This is a genomic window from Aquamicrobium sp. NLF2-7 (assembly GCF_022359935.1).
In the GTDB taxonomy this organism is placed as follows: Bacteria; Pseudomonadota; Alphaproteobacteria; order Rhizobiales; family Rhizobiaceae; genus Mesorhizobium; species Mesorhizobium lusatiense.
This window is the reverse complement of record NZ_JAKSED010000003.1, coordinates 344,551-364,859: the sequence shown is the minus strand read 5'-3', so window position 1 is coordinate 364,859 and position 20,309 is coordinate 344,551. Positions and strand designations below refer to the sequence as shown.

Here is a 20,309-nt window from a genome sequence, read left to right as displayed (position 1 = left end):
GCAAACACCGATCACAAAGCCGACGGCAATCCCTGAGAAGAAGCCGATCGACCACAGCCGCGCCGTGTAGGCGATGCAGATCAGGATGCGCTCCCAGTCCACGATATAGACGTGCAGCAGGCCGTGCGGTGGCGAGAAAAACGGCTTGGGCATCCAGCCGAGCTTGGCGGTGATCAGTTCCCAGAGCGCGAACCAGATCCCCAGCGCGATCGCCCATGGGCCATACCAGGCGATCGGATCACGCGCCCGGCCAAGCCGATCAATACCGAAGCCGAGCAGGGCGAAAATTCCGGCCCCGCCGACCAGCAGTCCGGCAAAGATATTGGCGCTGCCCCATGGCACGACGTCGGGGAGCCCAATGGTGATCGCCGCCGCCAGCAGCCAGGCCGCAGCAGCATAGAAGCCCGGCCACCACAGCTGCCGGGCATCTACAGCGCTTCCATAACCGTCGGACCGCGCGTTTTCCGTCACGCTGCTCAATTTCCCGGCTCCTTGCTCAGGCCAGAATGTCGATGGTGACGCGATCGGCCAGTTCGCGGCTGTCGGTGGTCGGATCAAGCACCCTGATCAGCGAAAGGTCATCCGCAGCCCACTTCACCTGCTCCACCAGTTCCTTGCCGACCGGGTGATTGTGCAGGTCCCACGAGGCGATGTTGTCGTGAATGTCCTGCAGCGGAAAGCCGGGATTGAGGTTCTTCACGAACCAGTCGGCCACCTTGTCGGGATTGGCGGCGGCGAATTCATGCAGCTCGATATTGGCCTCCGCCAGCCGGCGCACGGCATCGCGATTGGCTTCAAGGAAATTCGAGTTGACGCCCAGAACGCAGCACACTGCGCCTTCGAACACGCCGCTTTGCGTGTTGTAGACCTCATGCAGGTCGAATTTCTTCTTGTGCGCATAGGCCCATGGATCGAGATGGGCGAGCGCATCGGCCTCGCCACGCCCCACCACCTCGCCGACCAGATCGAACGGCACATTCAGCCATTCCACGTCGCGCTCGGGATCGAGCCCTGCCTTGGCCAGCGCCACCTGAAACGAGTGCTTGGGCGGGCTCGCCACATCGTAGGAAGCGATCTTCTTTCCCTTCAGGTCTTCCAGCCTTGTGATGCCGGAAGATTTCGAGGCCAGCAGCCGCGTGCAGCCGCCATGCGAGCCGACGAACAGTTTTACGTCCAGCCCCTGCTCCAGTGGCTTGACCCAGTCGTAAAGCAGGCCCGCCCCGGCATCGGTCTTGTTGGTGGCGATGGACTGGATCAGCGTCTGCCCGCTGGCCCCCTGATAAAACAGCTCCACGTCGAGCCCGTGCTTTGCATAGACCCCTTCCGACACGCCATAGGCGACAGGCGAGTGGCAGGCCGCGAACTCGGTCCATGACAGCCTGATCTTCGTGGAATTGCCCGCCGTGGCAAAGCCCGGCGACGGGCGCGACAGCACGCCACCTGCTGCCACGCCGCGCCCAGCGCCCCCGCCGCGCCAAGGAATTTCCGGCGGGAGATGCCTTTCGCCCCGATTTCGGATGTGCCGCTCATAACCGTCCCTCTCGATTTTTGTGAAGCTGCTCAGGCCTGTTCCAGAGCCTGCGAAAGATCGCGGATCAGATCGTCCGCATCCTCGATGCCGATCGACAGGCGCACATAGCCGGGGGTCACGCCCGTCGCGAGCTGGTCTTCCTCCGAAAGCTGCGAATGCGTCGTGGTGGACGGGTGGATGGCCAGCGAACGCGCATCGCCGATATTGGCGACGTGATAGAAAAGCTGAAGCGCGTTGATGAAGCCGCGCCCCGCCTCGCGCCCGCCCTTCAGCTCAAAGCCGAGCAGCGCGCCATAGCTTCCGGGCTTCAGATAGGCCTCGGCCCGCCGCTTTTCCTCGCCGGTCGCATAACGCGGGAAGATGACCTTCGAGACCTTGGGGTGGCCTTGCAGGTATTCGGCCACCTTCACGGCATTCTCGTTGTGCTGGCGGATGCGCAGCGGCAGCGTCTCCAGCCCCTGAATGAGCTGGAAGGCGTTGAACGGGCTGATGGCGGCGCCCACGTCGCGCAACAGCACGGTGCGGGCGCGCAGCACATAGGCGACCGGCCCGAGAGGCTTTGCCGCCTCCACCCACACCTTGCCGTGATAGCTGGGGTCCGGCTGGTTCAGCGTGGGGAAGCGTCCGGCATGCTCCTCCCACGGAAAGTTGCCGCCATCGACGATGGCGCCGCCGATCGAGGTGCCATGACCGCCAATATATTTGGTGGCCGAATAGACGACAGCCGCGGCACCATGCTCCAGAGGCCGGATGATCAGCGGAGCGGCCGTGTTGTCGACGATCAGCGGCACGCCGAGTTCGCGCCCGATATCCGCCACTTCGCGGATCGGGAAGACGTTGAGCTTCGGATTGGGCAGGGATTCCGCATAATAGGCTTTGGTGCGCTCATCCGTCGCCCGGCGGAAATTCTCCGGATCGGAAGGGTCGACGAAACGAACCTCGACGCCGAAATGCTTCAGCGTTGCGGCAAACAGCGCCCATGTGCCGCCATAGAGATCTGTGGCGCTCACCACATTGTCGCCGGCGCCTGCAAGATTGAGGATGGAGTAGGCCGATGCCGTCTGGCCGGACGCCACCGCCAGCGCCGCAGCACCACCCTCCAGAGCCGCCAGCCGCTGCTCGAAGGCATCCTGAGTGGGGTTGGAAACGCGGGTGTAGATATGGCCATCCTCATCCAGTGAGAACAGCTTGTCGGCATGATCGGTGTCCCGGAACTGGTAGGACGTGGTCTGATAGATCGGCACTGCAACCGCGCCGGTGGCGGAATCGGACCGATAGGTGCCGCCGTGCAGGGCCAGAGTCTCAGGCTTCAGATTTTCAATGCTCATGATCTTCTTCGTATTTTTCGGATGGGAAAGTTCAGGCAGGTCGCGAAAAGCGTGGGCTGACCGTCCAGATGATCGGCTCAGGCTCCAGAAACGTGTGCAGGATCTGAGATCCGTCCTGACTGGAAATAAGAAAATTTATATCTGATGAATGTAATTCATCACCGAATGAGCACCGACATTCGTCACGTTTGGAAGATTCAATTTCCAAACTGCTTACAAGCGCAGAATATATTCGCTTAATAAAACCGCTCATTGCCGGATGCTCATTGCGTTGACTTGCATTACGATCACACAAAGCAGCGCATCTTTTAAGCCTGCGAAAACCAAAGCACCCCGCGAGAAGGGAAAATTTCACCCGCCGTCGCCAGAAGGCGAAGCAAATCCGTTTTCCGCTGCGGGGAAACGACGTGCGGGGAAGTGCGCGCGCCCGGAGAATTTTTCCCCAAACGGACAAGGCAGCGAGCGGTGGCTTGCTCGGGAGATGCCGTCACCGGGGCTAGAATGCCCCGCACAAGGAGAGAGCATCGATGCCACACATCAGCCAGATCGATTACGCGACGGCCGCACCCGACATCCGGGAGGCGCATGACGAGGAGGTTCGCGCGCGCGGCCATGTCACCAACATGAAGCGCACGCTCCTGCATTCGCCTCCGGCCTACCGGGCCTATATGGAATGGTACACGCTGCGCGACGAGCTTGCGAAGGTGCTGCCGGACCGGGCGTTCTGGCTCTACTCGCATGCCATTTCCGCGGCCACCGACTGCCTGATCTGCACCCTCTTCTTCCGCCGTGCGCTGATCGATGCGGGTTTCTCGCCGGAGGAATTCCAGCCGGACGAGGAAGAACAGCTGCTGATCGATTTCGGACAGGCGATTGCGCGCAACTCCAATGCGGTGCCGCCAGACATATGGGCGAGGATCAGCGAGCGCTACGACGAGAAGACGCGGGTCGATCTGGTGGCCTTTGCCGGGCTGATGATTGCCACCAACATCTTCAACAATGTCGTGGAGGTCAGCCCCGATCCCGAACTCGAACCCTACAGGAAAGCCTGACATGGCCGGCAGCTTCGACGGAAAGGTCGTCTTCATCACCGGCGCGGCCAACGGACAGGGCAAGGCCGCAGCGCTCGCTTTCGCCCGCGAGGGCGCATGGGTCGCAGGTTTCGACCTCGGCAGCAAACCGGGTTACCCTGCCTATGTCACGGAGGCATCGGAAGCGCTCGCTCGCGTGCAGAGCGAAATCGCAGCCGAAGGCGGCGCCTTCCTGCCCGTGACCGGCGACGTGCGCAGGCAGGACGACGTGCGCGCCGCGATCGAACGCACGGTGGAAGTCTTCGGCGGCCTCGACATCGTGTTCGGCAATGCGGGCATCGCGGCATATGGGCTCGCCCATGAACTCAGCGAGGACGAATGGGATGCCGTTCTCGACATCAACCTCAAGGGCAACTGGCTGGTCGCCAAGCATGCCATACCGCACCTGAAGGCGCGTGGCAGCGGCGTCATCCTGTTCAATTCCTCGATTGCCGGCCTGCGCGGCCTCAACCGGCTGTCGCATTACTCGGCGTCGAAGTTCGGTCTCGTCGGGCTGGCGAAGTCGCTGGCCATCGAGCTGGCGCCCGACAACATCCGCGTCGTCACCGTCCACCCCACCGGCGTCAACACGCCCATGAATGACGGGCTGGCGGCGATGGAAGGCGCGACGCCGGAAGAAATCGCGGAGCGTTCAGCCGGCAATCTCCTGCCTGTGCCGTGGATCGAGCCGGAAGACGTGGCCGAAGCGGTGCTGTTTCTGGCCAGCGAAAAGAGCCGATTCGTGACCGGTTCCGGCTTCGTGCTCGATGCAGGGCTGCTGACCCGCTGAACCCGCAAAGCGGAGGGGCGAGCGCCGCCATTATGCTCTTCCTTCCGCAACCTGTTTCGCCGGCGAACGATAGGGGACGGTGCCGGATCACGAATTTTGCAGGGTGCATGCGAAGCGCTTGCCTTTGCCGGTGGCGAAGACGGCGCCAGTGATTACCGAGTTCACATCCCACCGCAGGTGGACGTGCGCGCTATTCGCAGGCAAACGGGGCTGTCCCAGAAGGAATTTGCTGCCCGATACGGATTTTCCTTCGGCCGCATCCGGGATTGGGAGCAGGGTCGCTCGCCGGTCGATGCTCCCTCGCGTATCCTTCTTACGATCATCCGCAACGAACCTGAAGCCGTTGAGCGGGCGCTGTCGGCACCATAGCGGGACAAGCCTTTTGCCCTGAAGGCCCCGGCCCTGCAATGCAGGCCCCGGAAGCGTCTCTACCTGTTGCCTGTAGCGGCATGAGGATGGGCGGCGCCCTTCACCTTTCTCCTGCCGTTCAGGATGCGAAGCACCGGCTTCTCGACAAGCTCATGGATCACCAGACTGGCGATGCATGCCGTCACGATGCTGACCAGAGAGACCAGAAACACCGTGGCGGGATGCTCATAGCCGACGAAGCGTCTTGCAAGATAGGCCACGGCACCGATCACGAAGATATGCGACAGGTAAAGGGCGTAGGAAGCATCGCCGAGCTGTTCGAGCAGCTTCAGATGCCTGATCTTCGGCTCCAGAATGAGGCCAAGCAACAGCAGGCTTGCCGCCCACAGAACCTGTCCGGCAAAGCCGATCTGTTTCAGGAGCGGTGTGCCGTCATCAACGAAGACAATTGCCACGCCGGCTATGGCCACCAATGCCAGCAGCCGGACGTGCCCCGCTTCGGAAGCAAAACCGCCATCGAGATATCGCCGGCCAATCCATGCGCCGATGACGAATGCCAGCGGCGATACCCCCAGATAGAATTCAAGGACAGGGCTGGAGGGCGCAAGCAGCAGTCCCGCCAGCCACATCGCGACGAAAAAGACCGTCAGCGCATAGACGCGCGCGCTCAGGCTAAGAAACGCCAGCGCCGCGAACACGATATAGAAATAGACTTCGTAGTTGAGGGTCCATCCGAGAGACAGAATCGGGCTCGCGCCGCCTCGTTCGGGCGCTTCGTGAACGATGAAGGCGAGCGACTGGAGATAATGGGACCATGTAAAGACGGTTGTCTGGAAAAGGTCCGGCGCAAGGGCGGCCAGCAGCGCCGCAAGGGTGGTGAAAATCCAGTAAAGCGGCACAATCCTTATGGCCCGTCGCTTCAGAAACACCGGCGCGGAAAAGGGGCCGCTTCCCGAAATATACACCATGATGAAGCCGCTGATCACAAAGAACAGGATCACGCCCAGACGACCCGCGGCGACGATCACGGGATCGTCCGCACCAATCTGGTGGGAAAACGCATGCGCGAACAGAACCAGCAGCGCGGCGCAGGCGCGAAGATATTGGACCGAATAAAGCTTCTTCACGTTCCCCTCACATCATTGCGGGTGGCCGGCGCCTTCCGCCTGCCGCCGCAGGCACCGCACAGATCGCACAACAGGCCGTTGCTGCTTTCCATACGCGCAAACCCTTAAGGTCTGACTGTCGATCGGGTGAAAATCTTTCACGCTCAGGCCGGAATAAATTTCCGCCCTGAGCAAAAGAACAGAAGGTTTTTCCTTCCGTGGCAAGCACTCTTCCAGCCAGATAGCGGCCTGTTGCAAGAGCAGGGCCGAAAACAAGGCAGGCTCATCCTGCATACCAGACCCAAGCAGCCATTGCTTTGGAATATCTGGTTGCAAGACTGATGCATCAGAGTTACATCACAGTGTCCGGTTGGACCATCTGATCACGCGCGAAAGGTCTTCGCCTCCGGGCCGTGACGGGATGTGGGATGCCGGCGCCGCAAGGACGCACTGGCGCACGAAAGGAAGTCTCGCGCATGTCATCAATCAGCCGTCGTGATCTCATCGCAGCCGCTGCCGCAGCGGCTCTGGCGGGCTCGTTCGCCGTCCCGGCCTTCGCGCAGGACCTGCCGAAGATCGAATTCCTCTATTCGCCCTATGCCGACTATGCGCCCTTCTTCGTCGCCGAGGAGCTTGGCTACTTCGACGACTTCGGCGTCGACGTGACGCTCTCGCCGAAGGGCGACACGGCCGAAACCATCCAGATGCTCGCTTCCGGCAACATCGAAGCCGGTGCCGCCACCTGGGCCTCCAGCCTGTTCAACGCGCTGGATCGCGGCGCCACCGTCGCTATCATCGCCACCTCGGCCCGCATGCCTTCGACCGTGCCTTCCCCCTCGCCTTTCATGGTTTCGCAGACCGCTTGGGATGCCGGCGTTCGCTCCGTCGCCGACCTCAAGGGCAAGCGCATCGGCATTCCCGGTCCCGGCGGCTTCGGCATGTTCTCCGTCGGCAAGGCGCTCGAAAAGGGCGGCCTGACCTTCGACGACGTCGAGCCGGTCTTCCTGCCGCCGCCCGCGACCGCCGCCGCCTTCGCCAATGGCGCGCTGGATGCCGGCTGGAGCATCGAGCCTTTCGCCGGCCAGCTGGAAAAGCAGGGTCTTGGCCGCCGTCTGGTCGAGGACCACACTTTCGGCACCGAACTCGGCCTGATCGCCTTCAACCAGGATTTCGTCGCCGCAAACGAGGATGCGGTGGTGAAGTTCATGGCCGCCTATCTCAAGGCCGCCCGCCTGCTCGACAATGGCGGATGGGAGGACGCGAAGATCCTCGACGTCGTAGCGAAATACACCGGCACCGAGCCCGACGCCCTGCGCGGCATTCCCTACACCGTGCGCTCGGAGGACGGCGCCATCGACATGGCCTCGGTGCGCGAGCAGGAGGAATTCTTCCGCAAGCGCGGCGCGCTCGAATATGACGGTCCGGTGGACATCGAAAGCGTCTACCGCGTCGATCTTCTCAAGCGTGCCAACGACCTGCTCGCAAGCAAGCCGTGAGGCCAGCGATGGATGAGGCAGCACGCCCGGCGGCGGCGCAGGAAACGAAACCGGCGGTCGAGGTCAGCCACCTGACAAAGGCCTTCTACGACAGCGAAGGCGACCGCGTGACCGTGGCCGTCTCCGACGTCAGCTTTTCCGTCAAGCGCGGCGAATTCGTCTGCATCGTGGGACCCAGCGGTTGCGGCAAGACCACGGTGCTGCGCATTCTTGCCGGCCTTGAGGAAGAGCTCAGCGGCACGGTGAAGCTGCACAGCGCCACGCCGCCGGCCATGGTGTTTCAGGAAGCGTCGGTTTTGCCGTGGCTGACGGTGTCGGAAAACATCGCCTTTCCTTTGAGCCTCAAGGGCGTTGCCCGCGCGGAAAAAGAAGCCCGCGTGCGCGACATGCTGGCGCTCACCGGCCTCACCGAATTCGCGACGGCCCGCCCGCACCAGCTTTCCGGCGGCATGAAGCAGCGCGTCTCGGTTGCCCGCGCGCTGGTCGACGACCGCGAAATCCTTTTGATGGACGAACCCTTCGGCGCGCTCGACGAGCAGACCCGTCTCGTGCTCCAGCAGGAACTGCTGCGCATCTGGGAAACCACCGGCAAGACCGTCGTCTTCATCACCCACAGCGTCGATGAGGCGCTGACGCTGGCCGACCGCGTTCTGGTCATGTCGCCGCGTCCCGGCCGGCTGGTGGCCGACCTTGGCGTGCCGTTCGAGCGCCCGCGCGATGTGGTCGAGATGCGCCGCGACAAGCGCTTCTGGGATCTGACCTATGAGGTCTGGCGCCTGCTGGCCTCGCCCGTGGAGGCATGAAGATGAGCGCTGTTTCCACCAAAACCTCCGTCCATCTGACCGAAGACGAATGGCGCAGGCTCAAGGCACCCGCCCGCCGCGAGCGGATCTTCCGCATCGCCTCCTATTTCAGCCCGCTGCTGCTCCTGCTGCTGTGGGAGCTTTCCAGCCAGTTCAACCTCATCGACCGGCGCTTCTTTCCCGCACCCAGCGCCATTGCCGATACGGCATGGCGCATGATCGTCAGCCTTGAGCTGTTCCAGCACATCGGCGCGACGCTGCGACGGGTGGGCATCGGCTATCTCATGGGCGCGGTTCCCGGCATCGTCATCGGGCTCATCCTGGGACTGTCGCAGCCGGTGCGCCGCGTGCTCGGCCCCATCTTCGCGGCGCTCTATCCCGTGCCGAAAATCGCCATCCTGCCGCTGATCCTGCTGATCTTCGGTGTCGGCGACGCCTCGAAATTCGTGGTCATCGCCATCGGCGTGTTCTTCCTGATGTTCTACAACACCATGGGTGGGGTGATGCAGACGCCGCAGATCTACATGGATGTGGCAAGGAACGCCGGCGCCACCCGCTTCCAGACCTTCTGGCGCGTCGCCTTTCCCGCCGCGCTGCCCAGCATCTTCACCGGGCTGAAGCTCGCGGCCGGTTCCTCCTACATCATCATAGCGGCCGCCGAATTCCTCGGCGCGCGCAGCGGTGTCGGCTTTTTCATCTGGGCATCGTGGCAGACCTTCGCCGTCTCGCGCATGTTCGTCGGCATCGTGGTGATCTCGGTCATGGGCTACCTCACCATTCTGGCGCTTGAGGCGCTGGAGCGGCGGTTCGTGCCCTGGGCCAGGCATTGACGGGCTGAGGATCGCAAGCCCATGACCATCGACGCCGCTGACCCCATCCCCACCGCAAATGCACCTGTTTCGGAGCGCATCTATGCTGCGCTGCGGCAGGAGATCATGCGCTGCGAGATCGCGCCGGGGACGACGCTCGATGCGGCTTCGATCGCCCAGCGCTACGAGGTCTCGAAGACGCCGGTGCGCGATGCCATGCAGAAGCTTGCCGCCGACGGGCTGGTCGCGATCCTGCCGCGCAGCGGCTATCGCGTCGCCCCCATCACCTTTCAGGCCGTGCATGAAATCCTCGACCTGCGCGCCGCGATCGGGCCGCACGCGGCAAGGCAGGCGGCCCGCTACGCCACCAGCGCCGACATCGCGGCGCTGCGCCAGATCGTTTCGGAATACGCCGCGCCGCTCGACATCGGCGCCATGCAGCAGGTCGCGCGCCGCTTCCACATCGCCATTGCCCGTTGCAGCCGCAACCGGCGCGTGGTCGCCCTTTCGGAGAACCTGTTCGACGAGTTGGAGCGGCTTTTGCGCTTCGCCATCGATTTCACCGTCAAGACCGGCGAGCATTCCGACGAGCATACGGCGCTGGTCGATGCCATCGAGGCCGGTGACGGCGAGCGCGCGGCAGCGATCGAGACCGCCCATATCAGGAGCAGCCGGGAATTCCTGATCGAGCGCCTGATGACGCTGGGCTATCTCTCCCAGAACGAAATCCAGACCGGCGGCACCGGGCGGAGCGCAGGCGAATGATCCGGGTTCAGGATGCTGTGGAGCGCCTGTCGGCGGCTCTGGGCGGCAGTGCGGCTGCGAAGCTTGCAGCCTCGGCGCTGGTCGAGGCCGATGCGCTCGGCCTGCCGCGCTTCGGCATCGCCATGCTCGACGAGTGGACGGCGCAAGCCTCTGCCGTGCCGGAGGCCGTCGCGCCGCAGGCCGTAAGCTGGCTCGACTGTTCCGCTTCCTTTGCGCCGCTCGCCGTCGCCAGCGCCACGCTCGACCTGGCCGAGGCCACGCGCCGGCTGGGCATCGCCGCCGTCTTCCTGCGCGGCGTGCGGGGTTTTGGCCGCCTCGCTCCGTTCGTGCGCCATCTGGCCGATGCCGGCCTTGTCGGGATGGCGGGGGCCGAGGGTCCGCCTTTCGTGGCCCCGCATGGCGGCGCGCGACCGGTGATCGGCACCAACCCCTTCGCGCTGGCCATGGGCCACGGCGATGACCGCGTGATCATCGACATTGCCAGCAGTTCCGCCACCATGGCCGACATCCGCAACGCCCGCACCGATGGCACGCCGTTGCGCGAAGGCATCGCGGTTGACGGCGAAGGCAGGCCCACCACCATTGCCGCCGAGGTGGCCGCGCTGCTGCCGCGCGGCGGCCAGATCGGCTCGCTGCTCGGCCTCGTCGTCGAACTGATGGCCGGCGTCGCCGGTGCCGGGCGGGGCGATCCGAAGGGGCGCGGCGTCTTCCTCCTCGCCTTTGATCCGGGAGCCGCGGAAGAACGCACCGGCTGGCAGGAAAAGCTTGCCGCCCTGAAAAGCGACTGGACCGGCGGCGGCGGCTACTGGCCGCGCGGCGGCGCGGTGTTGCCGGACACCGTTCTGGACGACGACTTTGCCCGGCGCTTCGACGCCCATCTCGCGCGCATGAACACACGGTGATCCCGATGACGACGAAGCCTGTTTCCGTACCCGTCTTTTCGATCGAGCCCGTCGATGCGCTGATCGATGAGCCGCGCCGCATCGTCGTTTCCGGTCTGGTGCCCGATGAGCGCGTCGCCATTTCCGCCCGCACCCTGCGCGGCAACGGCGTTGAGTGGATGAGCCAGGCAAGCTTCATGGCCGATGCCGATGGCGTGGTCGATCTCAGCCGCGACGCCCCGGTCGGCGGCGACTATGCCCGCGTCGCGCCGATGGGGCCGGTCTGGAGCCAGCAGCCCGTCGACGGCACCAGCAATGAAATCTTCCCCGCCGATGTGATGGTGCCGCTGCGTACCCTGCTCACCGTCGAAACCGTCGATGGGGCCAGTGCCGATGCAGAGCTCCTGCAGCGTTTCGCGTCTGTCGGCATCGGCCGCCGCGAGATTCGCGAGGACGGGCTGGTGGGCACGCTGTTCACCCCGGCCGAGCCCGGCCCGCATCCGGTCGTGGTGGTGCTGAACGGCTCGGGCGGCGGCATCAACGAACCGCGCGCGGCGCTGCTTGCCTCTCGCGGCTACACCGCCTTCGCGCTCGGCTATTTCAAGGCGCCGGGCCTGTCGCCCTACATCACCGAAACGCCGCTCGAATATCTGGAAGCGGGCCTGCGCTATGCGCATGCCAAGCTTGCGCCGAAGGACGGTTTCGTTGCGATCAGCGGCCAGTCGCGCGGCGGCGAGCTGGCGCTGCTGCTCGGTGCCACCTTCCCCGATCTGGTGTCGGCGGTCATTGCCTTCGTGCCCGGCGCCATGGTGCATGGCGCGCAGGGGGCCGGCGATCCGGCGCGCGGCGGCTGGCAGGGCGTGACCTGGACCCGCAACGGTGAGGCCCTGCCGCATCTGTGGGACAACAACAGCGCCGTGCACTGGCATCCATGGGCGGGTGCTGTTCCGCCGACACGCCATCACTCGGTTTTCTTCGAGGGCCTGAAGGATACGGAGCTGGCGGCCCGCGCCCGCATTCCGGTGGAAAAGATCGCCGGCCCGGTGCTGCTCATTTCCGGCCGCGACGACCGCGCATGGCCCTCCAGCCTCTATTCGCGCATGGTGGTGTCGACGCTGCGCCGGCACAACCATCCGCATCTGGTGCGCCATCTCGATTTCGACGACGCCGGCCACGCCATCAACATTCCCGTCGTGCCTTCGACGCAGCTGACCCGCGAGCATCCGGTCTCGAAGGTGCCCTACACCAATGGCGGCACCCCGGCCGGCAACGCCGCAGCCGATGTCGGCTCATGGCGCGGCGTTCTCGAATTCCTGGGCGAAGTCACCGGCACCACCGGAAAGCTTCCCAACGCCCCGGCCGACACCTGAATTCCCTGGAAAGGAAGAGCAACATGCCCACGACAGAACATCTGGAAGGCCAGTGGCGCGAATGGCGCTATGCCCATGTCGCCACCATGTTCCGCCCCTATGGCTGGACCTCGCTGGTTGCCCAGTACTGGCTGGAAGAGGGTGACAGGGATGTCAGCTTCGACATGCTGCCCGGCCTCTGGTCGGTCGACGGCGGGCGCATCATGTTCACCCCGCCCACCTCCGGCCCGACCCTGTCGGTGAATGGCGAATATCCCGCTGCTCCGGTCGAGATCATTCCCGGCCGCAACCAGACCTATGGCCACGGCAAGAGCCTGCCGGTCTATTTCGGCCTCAACGAGGTCGAGGCGATCCTGCGCACCACGCAGGACGGCAAGCCGCTCTATGGCGTGCGCGTGCGCGATCCGCGCCAGGCGGCACGTCTTGAAGACGCCGGCGTCTCGGCTTTCGACTACGACCCCGCATGGCGCATTCCCGGCGTCTACACGCCGACCCCGAAGACTGAATATGAAGCGGAAACCGTGGAGGCGGGCGTGCGTGAATCGACCCCGCGCATCGGCACCTTCACCTTCCAGCACAATGGCAAAAGCTACAGCCTCGTGCTGATCGGCAAGGATACGCCGGCCGGCGTGCAGCCGGTGGCGCATATCCGCGACAGGACCAGCGGCCCCGTGACCTATGGTGCGGGCCGGGTGATCGAGCTGCAATTCGCCGACGAGGCGAAGACGCGTATCGACTGGATCGACTTCAACTATGCGGTCGCCCTGCCCTGCGCCTTCACCAACTTCGTCACCTGCCCGCTGGCGCCTGCCGAGAACCAGCTCGATTTCGAGGTGCTGGCCGGCGAAAAGCGACCCGCGCGGGATATCGTGCGGACCATGACCTATAAGGTCTGAGGCAAGCCCTGATCATGAGGTATGGAAGAGTGCGCTCCATCGAGCGCTCTTCCGCCTTATCCATGGCGCTCATGGCGGCATCAATGCCGCTGGCCCGCAGCAACCTGCGCACCGCCGGCAGATGTCCCGGCCTGCTGAAGCAGAGCATCACCCCCGATACCTCTTCCTGAAACGGGGTACTGCCCTGCCCGCCGTCAGGCCTCTTGCCGATGCGGCAAGGGTGGCGCACACTGTGGGGAACGAGGAGGCTGGTTGTTGGGAGGCATCATGGCTTCGGTGGAAACCGCCTCGGCGCTTGCCGCCTCATGGCAACGCTGCCGGGATGACTACAATCTCGATCCGAACGGAGCGTTCCCCCCTGCGCGGCTGACCGACAGCGAGATCCGTCAGCGGTTCGAGCGCACGCTCGACCGGGTGGAGTTCGGCTCGGGCGCCATGATCCATATGCGCAAGGTGGTCCGCGACACCGGCTACAGCGTGCTGTTCGCGGACCGGCTCGGGGTCGTCGTCAAGGATTTCTGCGATTCCGAGACCGCGCACCACCTGCGCGACAAGGGATTGGCGCAGGGGTCGGTGTGGAACGAATCCGTCGTCGGCACCAACGGCATCGGCACCACGCTCGTCGAGCGCCACGGCACCTTCGTGATCGGCTCCGATCACTATCACAACCGGCTCAAGAAGTTCGTCTGCGTGTCCACGCCCATGGTCGATCCGGAAGGCGACATTCTCGGCGTTCTGACGCTGGCGGGCAATGCCGGCATCCAGCCGGGCGAAGCGAAGCTGCTGCACCGGCTGGTGAGGGACTCGGCCGGATGGATCGAGACGGCCCTGTTCCGCAACCGCTTCCGCAGCCATTTCCTGATCGGGCTGGCACAGGCGCCCGACATCAACGGCGAGGTTTTCCAGTCCCTGCTGGCGGTGGATGACGGCGGCTTCGTCGCGGGCGCGTCCGAAAGCGCGCTGCGGCTTCTGGGCGCGGCGCGCGCCGATGTGCTGCGCCAGCCAGTCGGCGAGTTGCTCGGCGTTCCCCTGCGGGCGCTGGAAGGTGGCGCGGGACGCCTGCAACGGCTCGACGCCCAGGGTGGGGATGCGCAATATGCCTACGCGTTTCCGAATGGCCGGCGCAGCAGCGTCATCGTCCAGCCGCCCGCGCCCGGCGTCAGGCTGCGCGGGCCGGCCCGGCAGCCGGCGGCCGGGCCCGGCTTCGAGCGCCTCGCGGGCGGTGAGCCGCGCATGCAGCGCAATGTCGAACTGGCGCGCCGGGTCGCGGATGCCGACCTGCCCATCCTGCTGCAGGGCGAGACGGGCACCGGCAAGGAGGCCTTCGCCCGCGCCATCCACATGCATTCCGCGCGCAGCGAGCGGCCGTTCGTGGCGGTCAACTGCGCGGCGATCCCCGAATCCCTGCTCGACAGCGAGCTGTTCGGATATGAGCCCGGCACCTTCACCGGCGGGCTGAAGCAGGGCAAGACCGGCAAGGTTCTGGCTTCGAGCGGCGGCACGCTGTTCCTCGACGAGATCGGCGACATGCCGCTGGAATTGCAGACCCGCCTGCTGCGGGTGCTGTCCGAGCGCGAAGTGACGCCGCTGGGGGCGGTCGAGCCGGTTCCGGTCGCGCTCAGCATCGTCTGCGCCACCCATCGCGATCTGGAACGCATGGTCGCGGAAGGCAGCTTCCGGCAGGATCTCTACTATCGCATCCATGGCGTGCGCATCGCGCTGCCGCCGCTGCGCGAACGCAGCGATCTGCGCGAGCTCATCCAGTCGCTGGCGGCAGGGCACAAGTGCGCCGCCGGGCCATTGTCGCTGTCGGCCGAAGCGCTGGAATGGCTGGTGTCGCACCCCTGGCCGGGCAACATCAGGCAATTGTCCAACGTGCTGCGCCTGCTGGCGTTGACCTGCGACGACGGGATCGTCGGGGTCCACGACCTGCCGGAAGAAATCCGGGCGGGGAGGCAGCCGGCCTCTCCGGACGAGGACGGCCCGGCCGACGCGAACCGGGACAGCCTGCGCAACGCCAGCGACATGGCGCAGCGTCTGCGCATCCTGCAGGCGCTGCACGCGTGCAACTGGGCGGTCTCGAAGGCCGCACGGCACCTCGGCATCAGCCGTGCGACCCTGCATCGCCGCATGAAGGAATACGAACTGGCACGCCCGAACGGCTGACCGCTTCAGGTTCAGGCCCGCTTCCGGGCCCGCGTCGCAGGGTTGCGCCAGTCCTGTCTCAGTTCCGCGACACAGGTCGCAGGATTGCGCCTGCCATGGATGGTGCCCGGAGAAAAACCGCAAGGGTTTCCGGCTTTTCTCGAACTGGCACGCATCTCGCTTTCCGAAAGGCAGCGCATCCGCGGCAGGGTGCGGTTTGTTGGAGGAGAGCGATATGCAGCCGAACAGGGAACAGCAATTGTGGATGTACGAGCACATGCTCGTCAGCCGCTATTTCGAGGAAACCATCGAGAAGATCTATCTTGAGGGCAAGACGCCTGCCTTCAACATGGCCAACGGCCCGATTCCGGGCGAGATGCACCTGTCGAACGGACAGGAGCCATGTGCGGTCGGCGTGTGCGCGCATCTGAACGCCGGCGACATCGTCACGTCCACGCACCGCCCGCATCACGTCGCCATCGCCAAGGGCGTCAATCTCGACCGCATGGCGGCCGAGATATTCGGCAAGAAGACGGGCCTGAGCGGCGGCCGCGGCGGCCACATGCACATCTTCGACCCGGCCGTGAACTTTTCCTGTTCCGGCATCATCGCGCAGGGCATGGCGCCGGCCGTCGGTGCGGCCCTGTCGCGCAAAATGTCGAACAGGGAGGGCGTGGCCGTCGCCTTTCTCGGCGAGGGCGCGGCCAATCAGGGCGCCTTCCATGAATCTCTCAACCTTGCGGCGGTGTGGGAACTGCCGGTCATCTTCGTGATCGAGGACAATTCCTGGGGCATTTCCGTGCCGAAGGCCGACGCCACCGCCGTGCCCCGCAACGACGTGCGCGCCGCCGCCTACGGCATGCCGGGCGTGTATGTAGCCGACAACGATCCCCTCGCCATCTTCGATGCGGCCGGCGAGGCCATTGCACGGGCGCGGAGCGGCGGCGGGCCGACGCTGATCGAGATCGAGACCTGGCGGCTCGCCGGCCATTTCATGGGCGATGCCGAAGGCTACCGGCCGAAGGGCGAGAAGGATGCGCTGTTCGCGAAGGACCCGATCCCGCGCCTGCGCGAAAGGCTGATCGCCGCCGGCGACCTGACCGCCGAAGACGATGCCGCGCTTGCCGCAAGGGCACGCGCGCGCGTCGATGCAGCGATCGAGTTTGCCCGCAACAGCGACTACCCGGCCGCCGAAGAGGCGCTGGATCGGGTTTTCGCATGACCGCCGGCTGCGTCCGGCTTCCAGTCACGGATTTTTCGGGAGAGAGACAATGAACGACAAGGTTTCCGCCACCAATGAACGGCGCCTGACCATAGCGCGCGCCATGGCCGAGGCGATCGCACAGGAAATGCGCGTCGACGAGCGCGTCTTCGTCATGGGCGAGGACATCGGCACGCTGGGCGGCGTGTTCGGCAACACGCGCGGTCTGGTCGAGGAGTTCGGCAAGCTGCGGGTGCGCGACACGCCGATTTCCGAAACGGGCTTCATCGGCGCGGCGGTGGGCGCGGCCTCCGACGGCATGCGGCCGATCGTCGAGCTGATGTTCGTCGATTTCTTCGGCGTGTGCATGGACGCCATCTACAATCTGATGGCCAAGAACACCTATTTCTCCGGCGGGTCCGTCAAGGTTCCGCTGGTGCTGATGACCTCGACCGGCGGCGGCTATTCGGATGCCGGCCAGCACTCGCAATGCCTCTATGGCACCTTCGCCCATCTGCCGGGCATGAAGGTGGTGTCGCCCTCCAACGCCTATGACGCCAAGGGCATGATGACGGCGGCGATCCGCGACGAGAACCCCGTGATCTTCATGTACCACAAGGGCCTTCAGGGCATGGGCTGGCTGGGCACCGAACCGGGCGCCACCGTGAATGTGCCCGAAGAGAGCTACGAAGTGCCCTTCGGCAAGGCGGCCGTGGTGCGCGAAGGCACGGACGTGACCATCGTGGGGCTCGCCATGGGCGTGCACAATGCGCTCAAGGCGGCCGATCTGCTCGCGAAGAAGGGCGTCAGCGCCGAAGTGGTGGATCTTCGCACGCTGGTGCCGCTCGACCGCGACACCGTCTTCAACTCGGTGAAGAAGACCGGCCGGCTGATCGTCGTGGACGAGGACTATCACAGCTTCGGCGTTTCGGGAGAGATCATCGCCTCGGTGTGCGAGCGCGACGTTTCGGTGCTGAAGGCCGCGCCGCGCCGCGTCGCCTATCCCGATGTGCCGATCCCGTTCTCGCGGCCGATGGAGCAGTTCTGCCTGCCCAACCCCGACAAGATCGTCGCCGCATTCGACAGCATCGCAGGAGCCTGAGCATGGCAACGGACATCACTATCGCCGACGACATGTGGGACGGCGACGAGCAGGCCGTGGTGACCAACTGGTTCGCCCCGGACGGGGCCGCCGTGACGAAGGACATGCTGCTGGCCGAGATCATGGTGGCAAAGATCCAGTATGAGGTCAGGGCGCCGGCCGACGGGCCTCTGACCATCATCAGCAAGGTCGATGACATCGTCTCCAAAGGCGATGTCATCGGCAGGATCGGGTAAGACCATGACGCAGACGTCATCCGATCCGCACGGGCTCGCCGACCGCGTGGTGCCGCTGCGCGGCGCGCGCGCCATGATCGCGCAGAAGATGCGCAGCAGCCTTGCCGAGACGGCGCAGCTCACCCACCATGCCGACTGCTTCGCCGACGCGCTGCTGGCGCGCAAGGCCGCCCTGGAGAAGGATGGCGTCCGGGTCTCGGTCGAGGACCTGATTCTCGATGCCGTGGTGACGGTGCTGGCGCGCCATCCGCATATGAACGGCACGCTGTCGGAAGGTGCGGTGCATCTTTCGGCGGCGATACACCTTGGCGTGGCGATCGCGCTGCCGGGAAACCTGCTGGTGGCGCCGGCCATCTTCGACGCCGGGGCCATGGATCTGCAGGCGCGCGCCGCCGCGCGGCGCGATCTGGCGGAACGGGCAAGGGCCAACAGGCTGACCGTGCCTGAAATGACGAAAGGCACCTTCACGGTCAGCAATCTCGGCCTGTCGCGCGTGCGCTATTTCACGCCCATCCTCAACACGCCGCAGATCGCCATACTCGGCATCGGGCGCATGCAGGAGGTCGCCTGCCGGGGTGAGGATGACAGGCTCATCTGGCGCACATCGATGGGACTGTCGCTCACCTTCGATCATCAGGCAGTGGACGGCGCCCCGGCGGCGGCGTTCCTGTCGGACCTGTGCGCATCGATCGGGGAAGCGGGCTGAGACATGACAGGCAAGCCCGGCCGGTGCGCCGTGCGCCCGCCGGGCTTCCTGCCCGACCACAAGCGCAGCTGCACATCCGGTCGCGCATGAAGCGACGGGCCGGTGCTGTTCTCAGCCTGGCCCGTGCGGGCTCGCATCGGCCAAACGCATGCGCGATGGCGTGGTCGCCTGCCTGAGCGGGTTTCCCGTTTGGCGGACGAACGCAGCCTGCACCGCGTTCCGATCCCGCGACCAGCCCTTCGGTTGCCGGCGGATCCTGTCACGGTTTTCGGTTTTTCTGATCCTGCACGGCTGACGCTGCGGAATCCGGGTTGACAGAAATCGCCCATGCTGCAATTTGTTATAACAAGCAACAAGTCACAGAGCACTCATGTCGAACTACGACGTCGCAATCATTGGCGCAGGAATTGTCGGCTGCTCGGCAGCGTGGCTGCTCAACCGGCAGGGCCTGCGCGTGGCGGTGCTTGAGAAAGGCCGTATCGGCGGCGAGCAGTCGAGCCGGAACGCGGGTTTCATCCGCCAGCAGGGCCGCGACCTGCGGGAAATCCCGATGGCGCGCCGCGCGCTGGCGCTGTGGCGGCAGATCAGTGCCGAGGTCGCGACCGACATCGGCTTCCACGACGATGGCATTCTGGCCCCGACCTCCGACGCCGGACAGCTTGAAAAGATGCGCCGCTGGGCAGCCCTTGCCGCGCAATCCGGGCTCCATTCGCAGGTGATGTCACGGCAGGAGGTGTCGGCCTTCGTGCCCCGATTGCGCGGCAATTACGAGGGCGGCCTGTTCACGGCAGACGACGCCTGGGCCGAGCCCGACCTCGCCACCGAGGCGCTGGCCGGGCTGGTGCGGTCGCGCGGCGTCGTCGTCCATGAGCGTTGCGTCGCGAAGCGGATCGTCACGCAGGGCGGGCATGTCAGCGGCATCGAGACGGAGGCCGGGTTCATCGGGGCCGGGCGTGTGATCGTGACCGCCGGCGTGTGGGCCGCCGACCTTCTCGCCCCGTTCAGGGTTTCCCTTCCGCTCAACGATCTGCGCGTTTCGCTTGCCAGCACGGAGCCCTTCGATCACGGGCTGACGCATCCGATCTGGCTGCCCGACGTGCTGGCGCGGCCGCGCAAGGATGGCGGGCTCACCATCGGTCCGGGCACCGATGGGCCTTTCGATTTCGACATCAGCCCGCGCGGCATCAGGCTGGCGCCCCGCTTCGTGCCGGCGCTGCTGAAGCGACCCTCCGGCGTGCGCATCAACCTTGGCCGTCACTTCATCGACGATCCGCGACGGCGCAGCGCCTATCGTGGCGACGACGCTTCGCGCTACGATGCAATCCGCGTGCCCGAGCCGGAACCGACCGCCGCCATCATCGACCGCTGCATGGCCGCCTTGCGCCGGCGCTTCGGCTATGGTGCGGAACTGCGCATTGCGCGGCGCTGGGCGGGCCGGATCGACGTTACGCCCGATGCCCTGCCGGTCGTCGACCAGCTCCCGCAGCATCCCGGCATCGTGCTGATCTCCGGCCTGAGCGGCCATGGCTTCGGCGCCGGCCCGGCGCTTGGCGAAATGGCGGCCGAACTGGCGCAGACCGGCGCCTGCTCGCTGCCAAGGGCGGATTTTTCGCTCGATCGTTTCGAGAAGAAATACTTCCTGACTGCCGAGAGCGTGCTCTAGGCGCAGGCAACAAGAAGTCCTCAACGGACCGCACTGCCAGAT

General features: G+C 65.2%; 21 protein-coding genes and 2 pseudogenes. 17 read left to right on the top strand and 6 right to left on the bottom strand.

Features of this window, described 5'->3' with window-relative positions:
- The 4 genes and pseudogenes from MIC97_RS20185 to MIC97_RS20170 all read right to left on the bottom strand — a co-directional run.
- A pseudogene (locus tag MIC97_RS20185) lies at nt 1-471 on the bottom strand (hypothetical protein); the annotation flags it as partial.
- A 25-nt stretch (nt 472-496) separates the two neighbouring features.
- On the bottom strand, nt 497-1,450 hold the full coding sequence (locus MIC97_RS20180) for an ABC transporter substrate-binding protein (protein WP_239801752.1): 954 nt from the start codon (nt 1,448-1,450) through the stop codon (nt 497-499).
- 20 nt (nt 1,451-1,470) lie between these two features.
- Nucleotides 1,471-1,530, bottom strand: a pseudogene (locus MIC97_RS20175) (hypothetical protein); the annotation flags it as partial.
- A 30-nt stretch (nt 1,531-1,560) separates the two neighbouring features.
- Entirely contained in the window at nt 1,561-2,859 is a 1,299-nt protein-coding gene (locus tag MIC97_RS20170; RefSeq protein ID WP_239801500.1) for a PLP-dependent transferase, read from the bottom strand.
- Between the two features lie 527 nt (nt 2,860-3,386).
- Here MIC97_RS20170 and MIC97_RS20165 point away from each other — a divergent pair.
- The 3 genes from MIC97_RS20165 (at nt 3,387) to MIC97_RS20155 (ending at nt 5,088) form a co-directional block, all read left to right on the top strand.
- Entirely contained in the window at nt 3,387-3,911 is a 525-nt protein-coding gene (locus tag MIC97_RS20165) for a hypothetical protein (RefSeq protein WP_239801499.1), read from the top strand.
- 1 nt (nt 3,912) lies between these two features.
- Nucleotides 3,913-4,719 carry an SDR family oxidoreductase gene (locus MIC97_RS20160; protein ID WP_239801498.1) on the top strand — a complete coding sequence of 269 codons (807 nt, stop codon included), beginning with the start codon at nt 3,913-3,915 and terminating at the stop codon, nt 4,717-4,719.
- A 96-nt stretch (nt 4,720-4,815) separates the two neighbouring features.
- Nucleotides 4,816-5,088 carry a helix-turn-helix domain-containing protein gene (locus MIC97_RS20155; RefSeq protein WP_239801497.1) on the top strand — a complete coding sequence of 91 codons (273 nt, stop codon included), beginning with the start codon at nt 4,816-4,818 and terminating at the stop codon, nt 5,086-5,088.
- A 59-nt stretch (nt 5,089-5,147) separates the two neighbouring features.
- On the opposite strand, the gene MIC97_RS20150 is transcribed toward MIC97_RS20155, so the two are convergent.
- Both MIC97_RS20150 and MIC97_RS20145 read right to left on the bottom strand, forming a co-directional pair.
- A complete protein-coding gene (locus MIC97_RS20150) occupies nt 5,148-6,215 on the bottom strand; it encodes an acyltransferase (protein ID WP_239801496.1) in 1,068 nt (355 codons plus the stop codon).
- A gap of 12 nt (nt 6,216-6,227) precedes the next feature.
- Complete coding sequence (locus MIC97_RS20145; RefSeq protein WP_239801495.1) at nt 6,228-6,530, bottom strand: hypothetical protein; 303 nt, start codon at nt 6,528-6,530, stop codon at nt 6,228-6,230.
- Nucleotides 6,531-6,670: 140 nt separating this feature from the next.
- Between MIC97_RS20145 and MIC97_RS20140 the strand changes: the two genes are divergently transcribed.
- The 14 genes from MIC97_RS20140 (at nt 6,671) to MIC97_RS20075 (ending at nt 20,267) form a co-directional block, all read left to right on the top strand.
- The gene (locus tag MIC97_RS20140; protein ID WP_239801494.1) at nt 6,671-7,690 is read left to right on the top strand and encodes an ABC transporter substrate-binding protein; all 1,020 of its coding nucleotides are present in this window, start codon (nt 6,671-6,673) and stop codon (nt 7,688-7,690) included.
- Nucleotides 7,691-7,698: 8 nt separating this feature from the next.
- Nucleotides 7,699-8,493 carry an ABC transporter ATP-binding protein gene (locus MIC97_RS20135; RefSeq protein WP_239801493.1) on the top strand — a complete coding sequence of 265 codons (795 nt, stop codon included), beginning with the start codon at nt 7,699-7,701 and terminating at the stop codon, nt 8,491-8,493.
- A gap of 2 nt (nt 8,494-8,495) precedes the next feature.
- Entirely contained in the window at nt 8,496-9,323 is an 828-nt protein-coding gene (locus MIC97_RS20130; RefSeq protein ID WP_183832090.1) for an ABC transporter permease, read from the top strand.
- 21 nt (nt 9,324-9,344) lie between these two features.
- Complete coding sequence (locus tag MIC97_RS20125; RefSeq protein ID WP_239801492.1) at nt 9,345-10,067, top strand: GntR family transcriptional regulator; 723 nt, start codon at nt 9,345-9,347, stop codon at nt 10,065-10,067.
- Nucleotides 10,064-10,969, top strand: a complete 906-nt coding sequence (locus tag MIC97_RS20120; protein WP_239801491.1) for an Ldh family oxidoreductase — start codon at nt 10,064-10,066, stop codon at nt 10,967-10,969. The genes MIC97_RS20125 and MIC97_RS20120 overlap by 4 nt, the downstream gene beginning before the upstream one ends.
- 5 nt (nt 10,970-10,974) lie before the next feature.
- A complete protein-coding gene (locus tag MIC97_RS20115) occupies nt 10,975-12,318 on the top strand; it encodes an acyl-CoA thioester hydrolase/BAAT C-terminal domain-containing protein (RefSeq protein WP_239801490.1) in 1,344 nt (447 codons plus the stop codon).
- Nucleotides 12,319-12,341: 23 nt separating this feature from the next.
- Entirely contained in the window at nt 12,342-13,214 is an 873-nt protein-coding gene (locus MIC97_RS20110) for a DUF1684 domain-containing protein (protein WP_239801489.1), read from the top strand.
- 14 nt (nt 13,215-13,228) lie between these two features.
- Nucleotides 13,229-13,384, top strand: coding sequence for a hypothetical protein (locus MIC97_RS20105; protein ID WP_239801488.1), 156 nt, complete (start codon nt 13,229-13,231; stop codon nt 13,382-13,384).
- Between the two features lie 97 nt (nt 13,385-13,481).
- Nucleotides 13,482-15,380, top strand: coding sequence for a sigma-54-dependent Fis family transcriptional regulator (locus MIC97_RS20100; RefSeq protein WP_239801751.1), 1,899 nt, complete (start codon nt 13,482-13,484; stop codon nt 15,378-15,380).
- 214 nt (nt 15,381-15,594) lie between these two features.
- Nucleotides 15,595-16,581, top strand: a complete 987-nt coding sequence (locus MIC97_RS20095) for a thiamine pyrophosphate-dependent dehydrogenase E1 component subunit alpha (RefSeq protein WP_239801750.1) — start codon at nt 15,595-15,597, stop codon at nt 16,579-16,581.
- A gap of 49 nt (nt 16,582-16,630) precedes the next feature.
- Nucleotides 16,631-17,662: an alpha-ketoacid dehydrogenase subunit beta gene (locus MIC97_RS20090; RefSeq protein WP_239801749.1), complete on the top strand. Its 1,032-nt coding sequence runs from the start codon at nt 16,631-16,633 to the stop codon at nt 17,660-17,662.
- A gap of 2 nt (nt 17,663-17,664) precedes the next feature.
- The gene (locus MIC97_RS20085) at nt 17,665-17,898 is read left to right on the top strand and encodes a biotin/lipoyl-containing protein (protein WP_239801748.1); all 234 of its coding nucleotides are present in this window, start codon (nt 17,665-17,667) and stop codon (nt 17,896-17,898) included.
- 4 nt (nt 17,899-17,902) lie between these two features.
- Entirely contained in the window at nt 17,903-18,604 is a 702-nt protein-coding gene (locus MIC97_RS20080; RefSeq protein WP_183832081.1) for a 2-oxo acid dehydrogenase subunit E2, read from the top strand.
- A 370-nt stretch (nt 18,605-18,974) separates the two neighbouring features.
- Entirely contained in the window at nt 18,975-20,267 is a 1,293-nt protein-coding gene (locus MIC97_RS20075; protein ID WP_183832080.1) for an FAD-binding oxidoreductase, read from the top strand.
- The last annotated feature ends 42 nt before the right edge of the window (nt 20,268-20,309 follow it).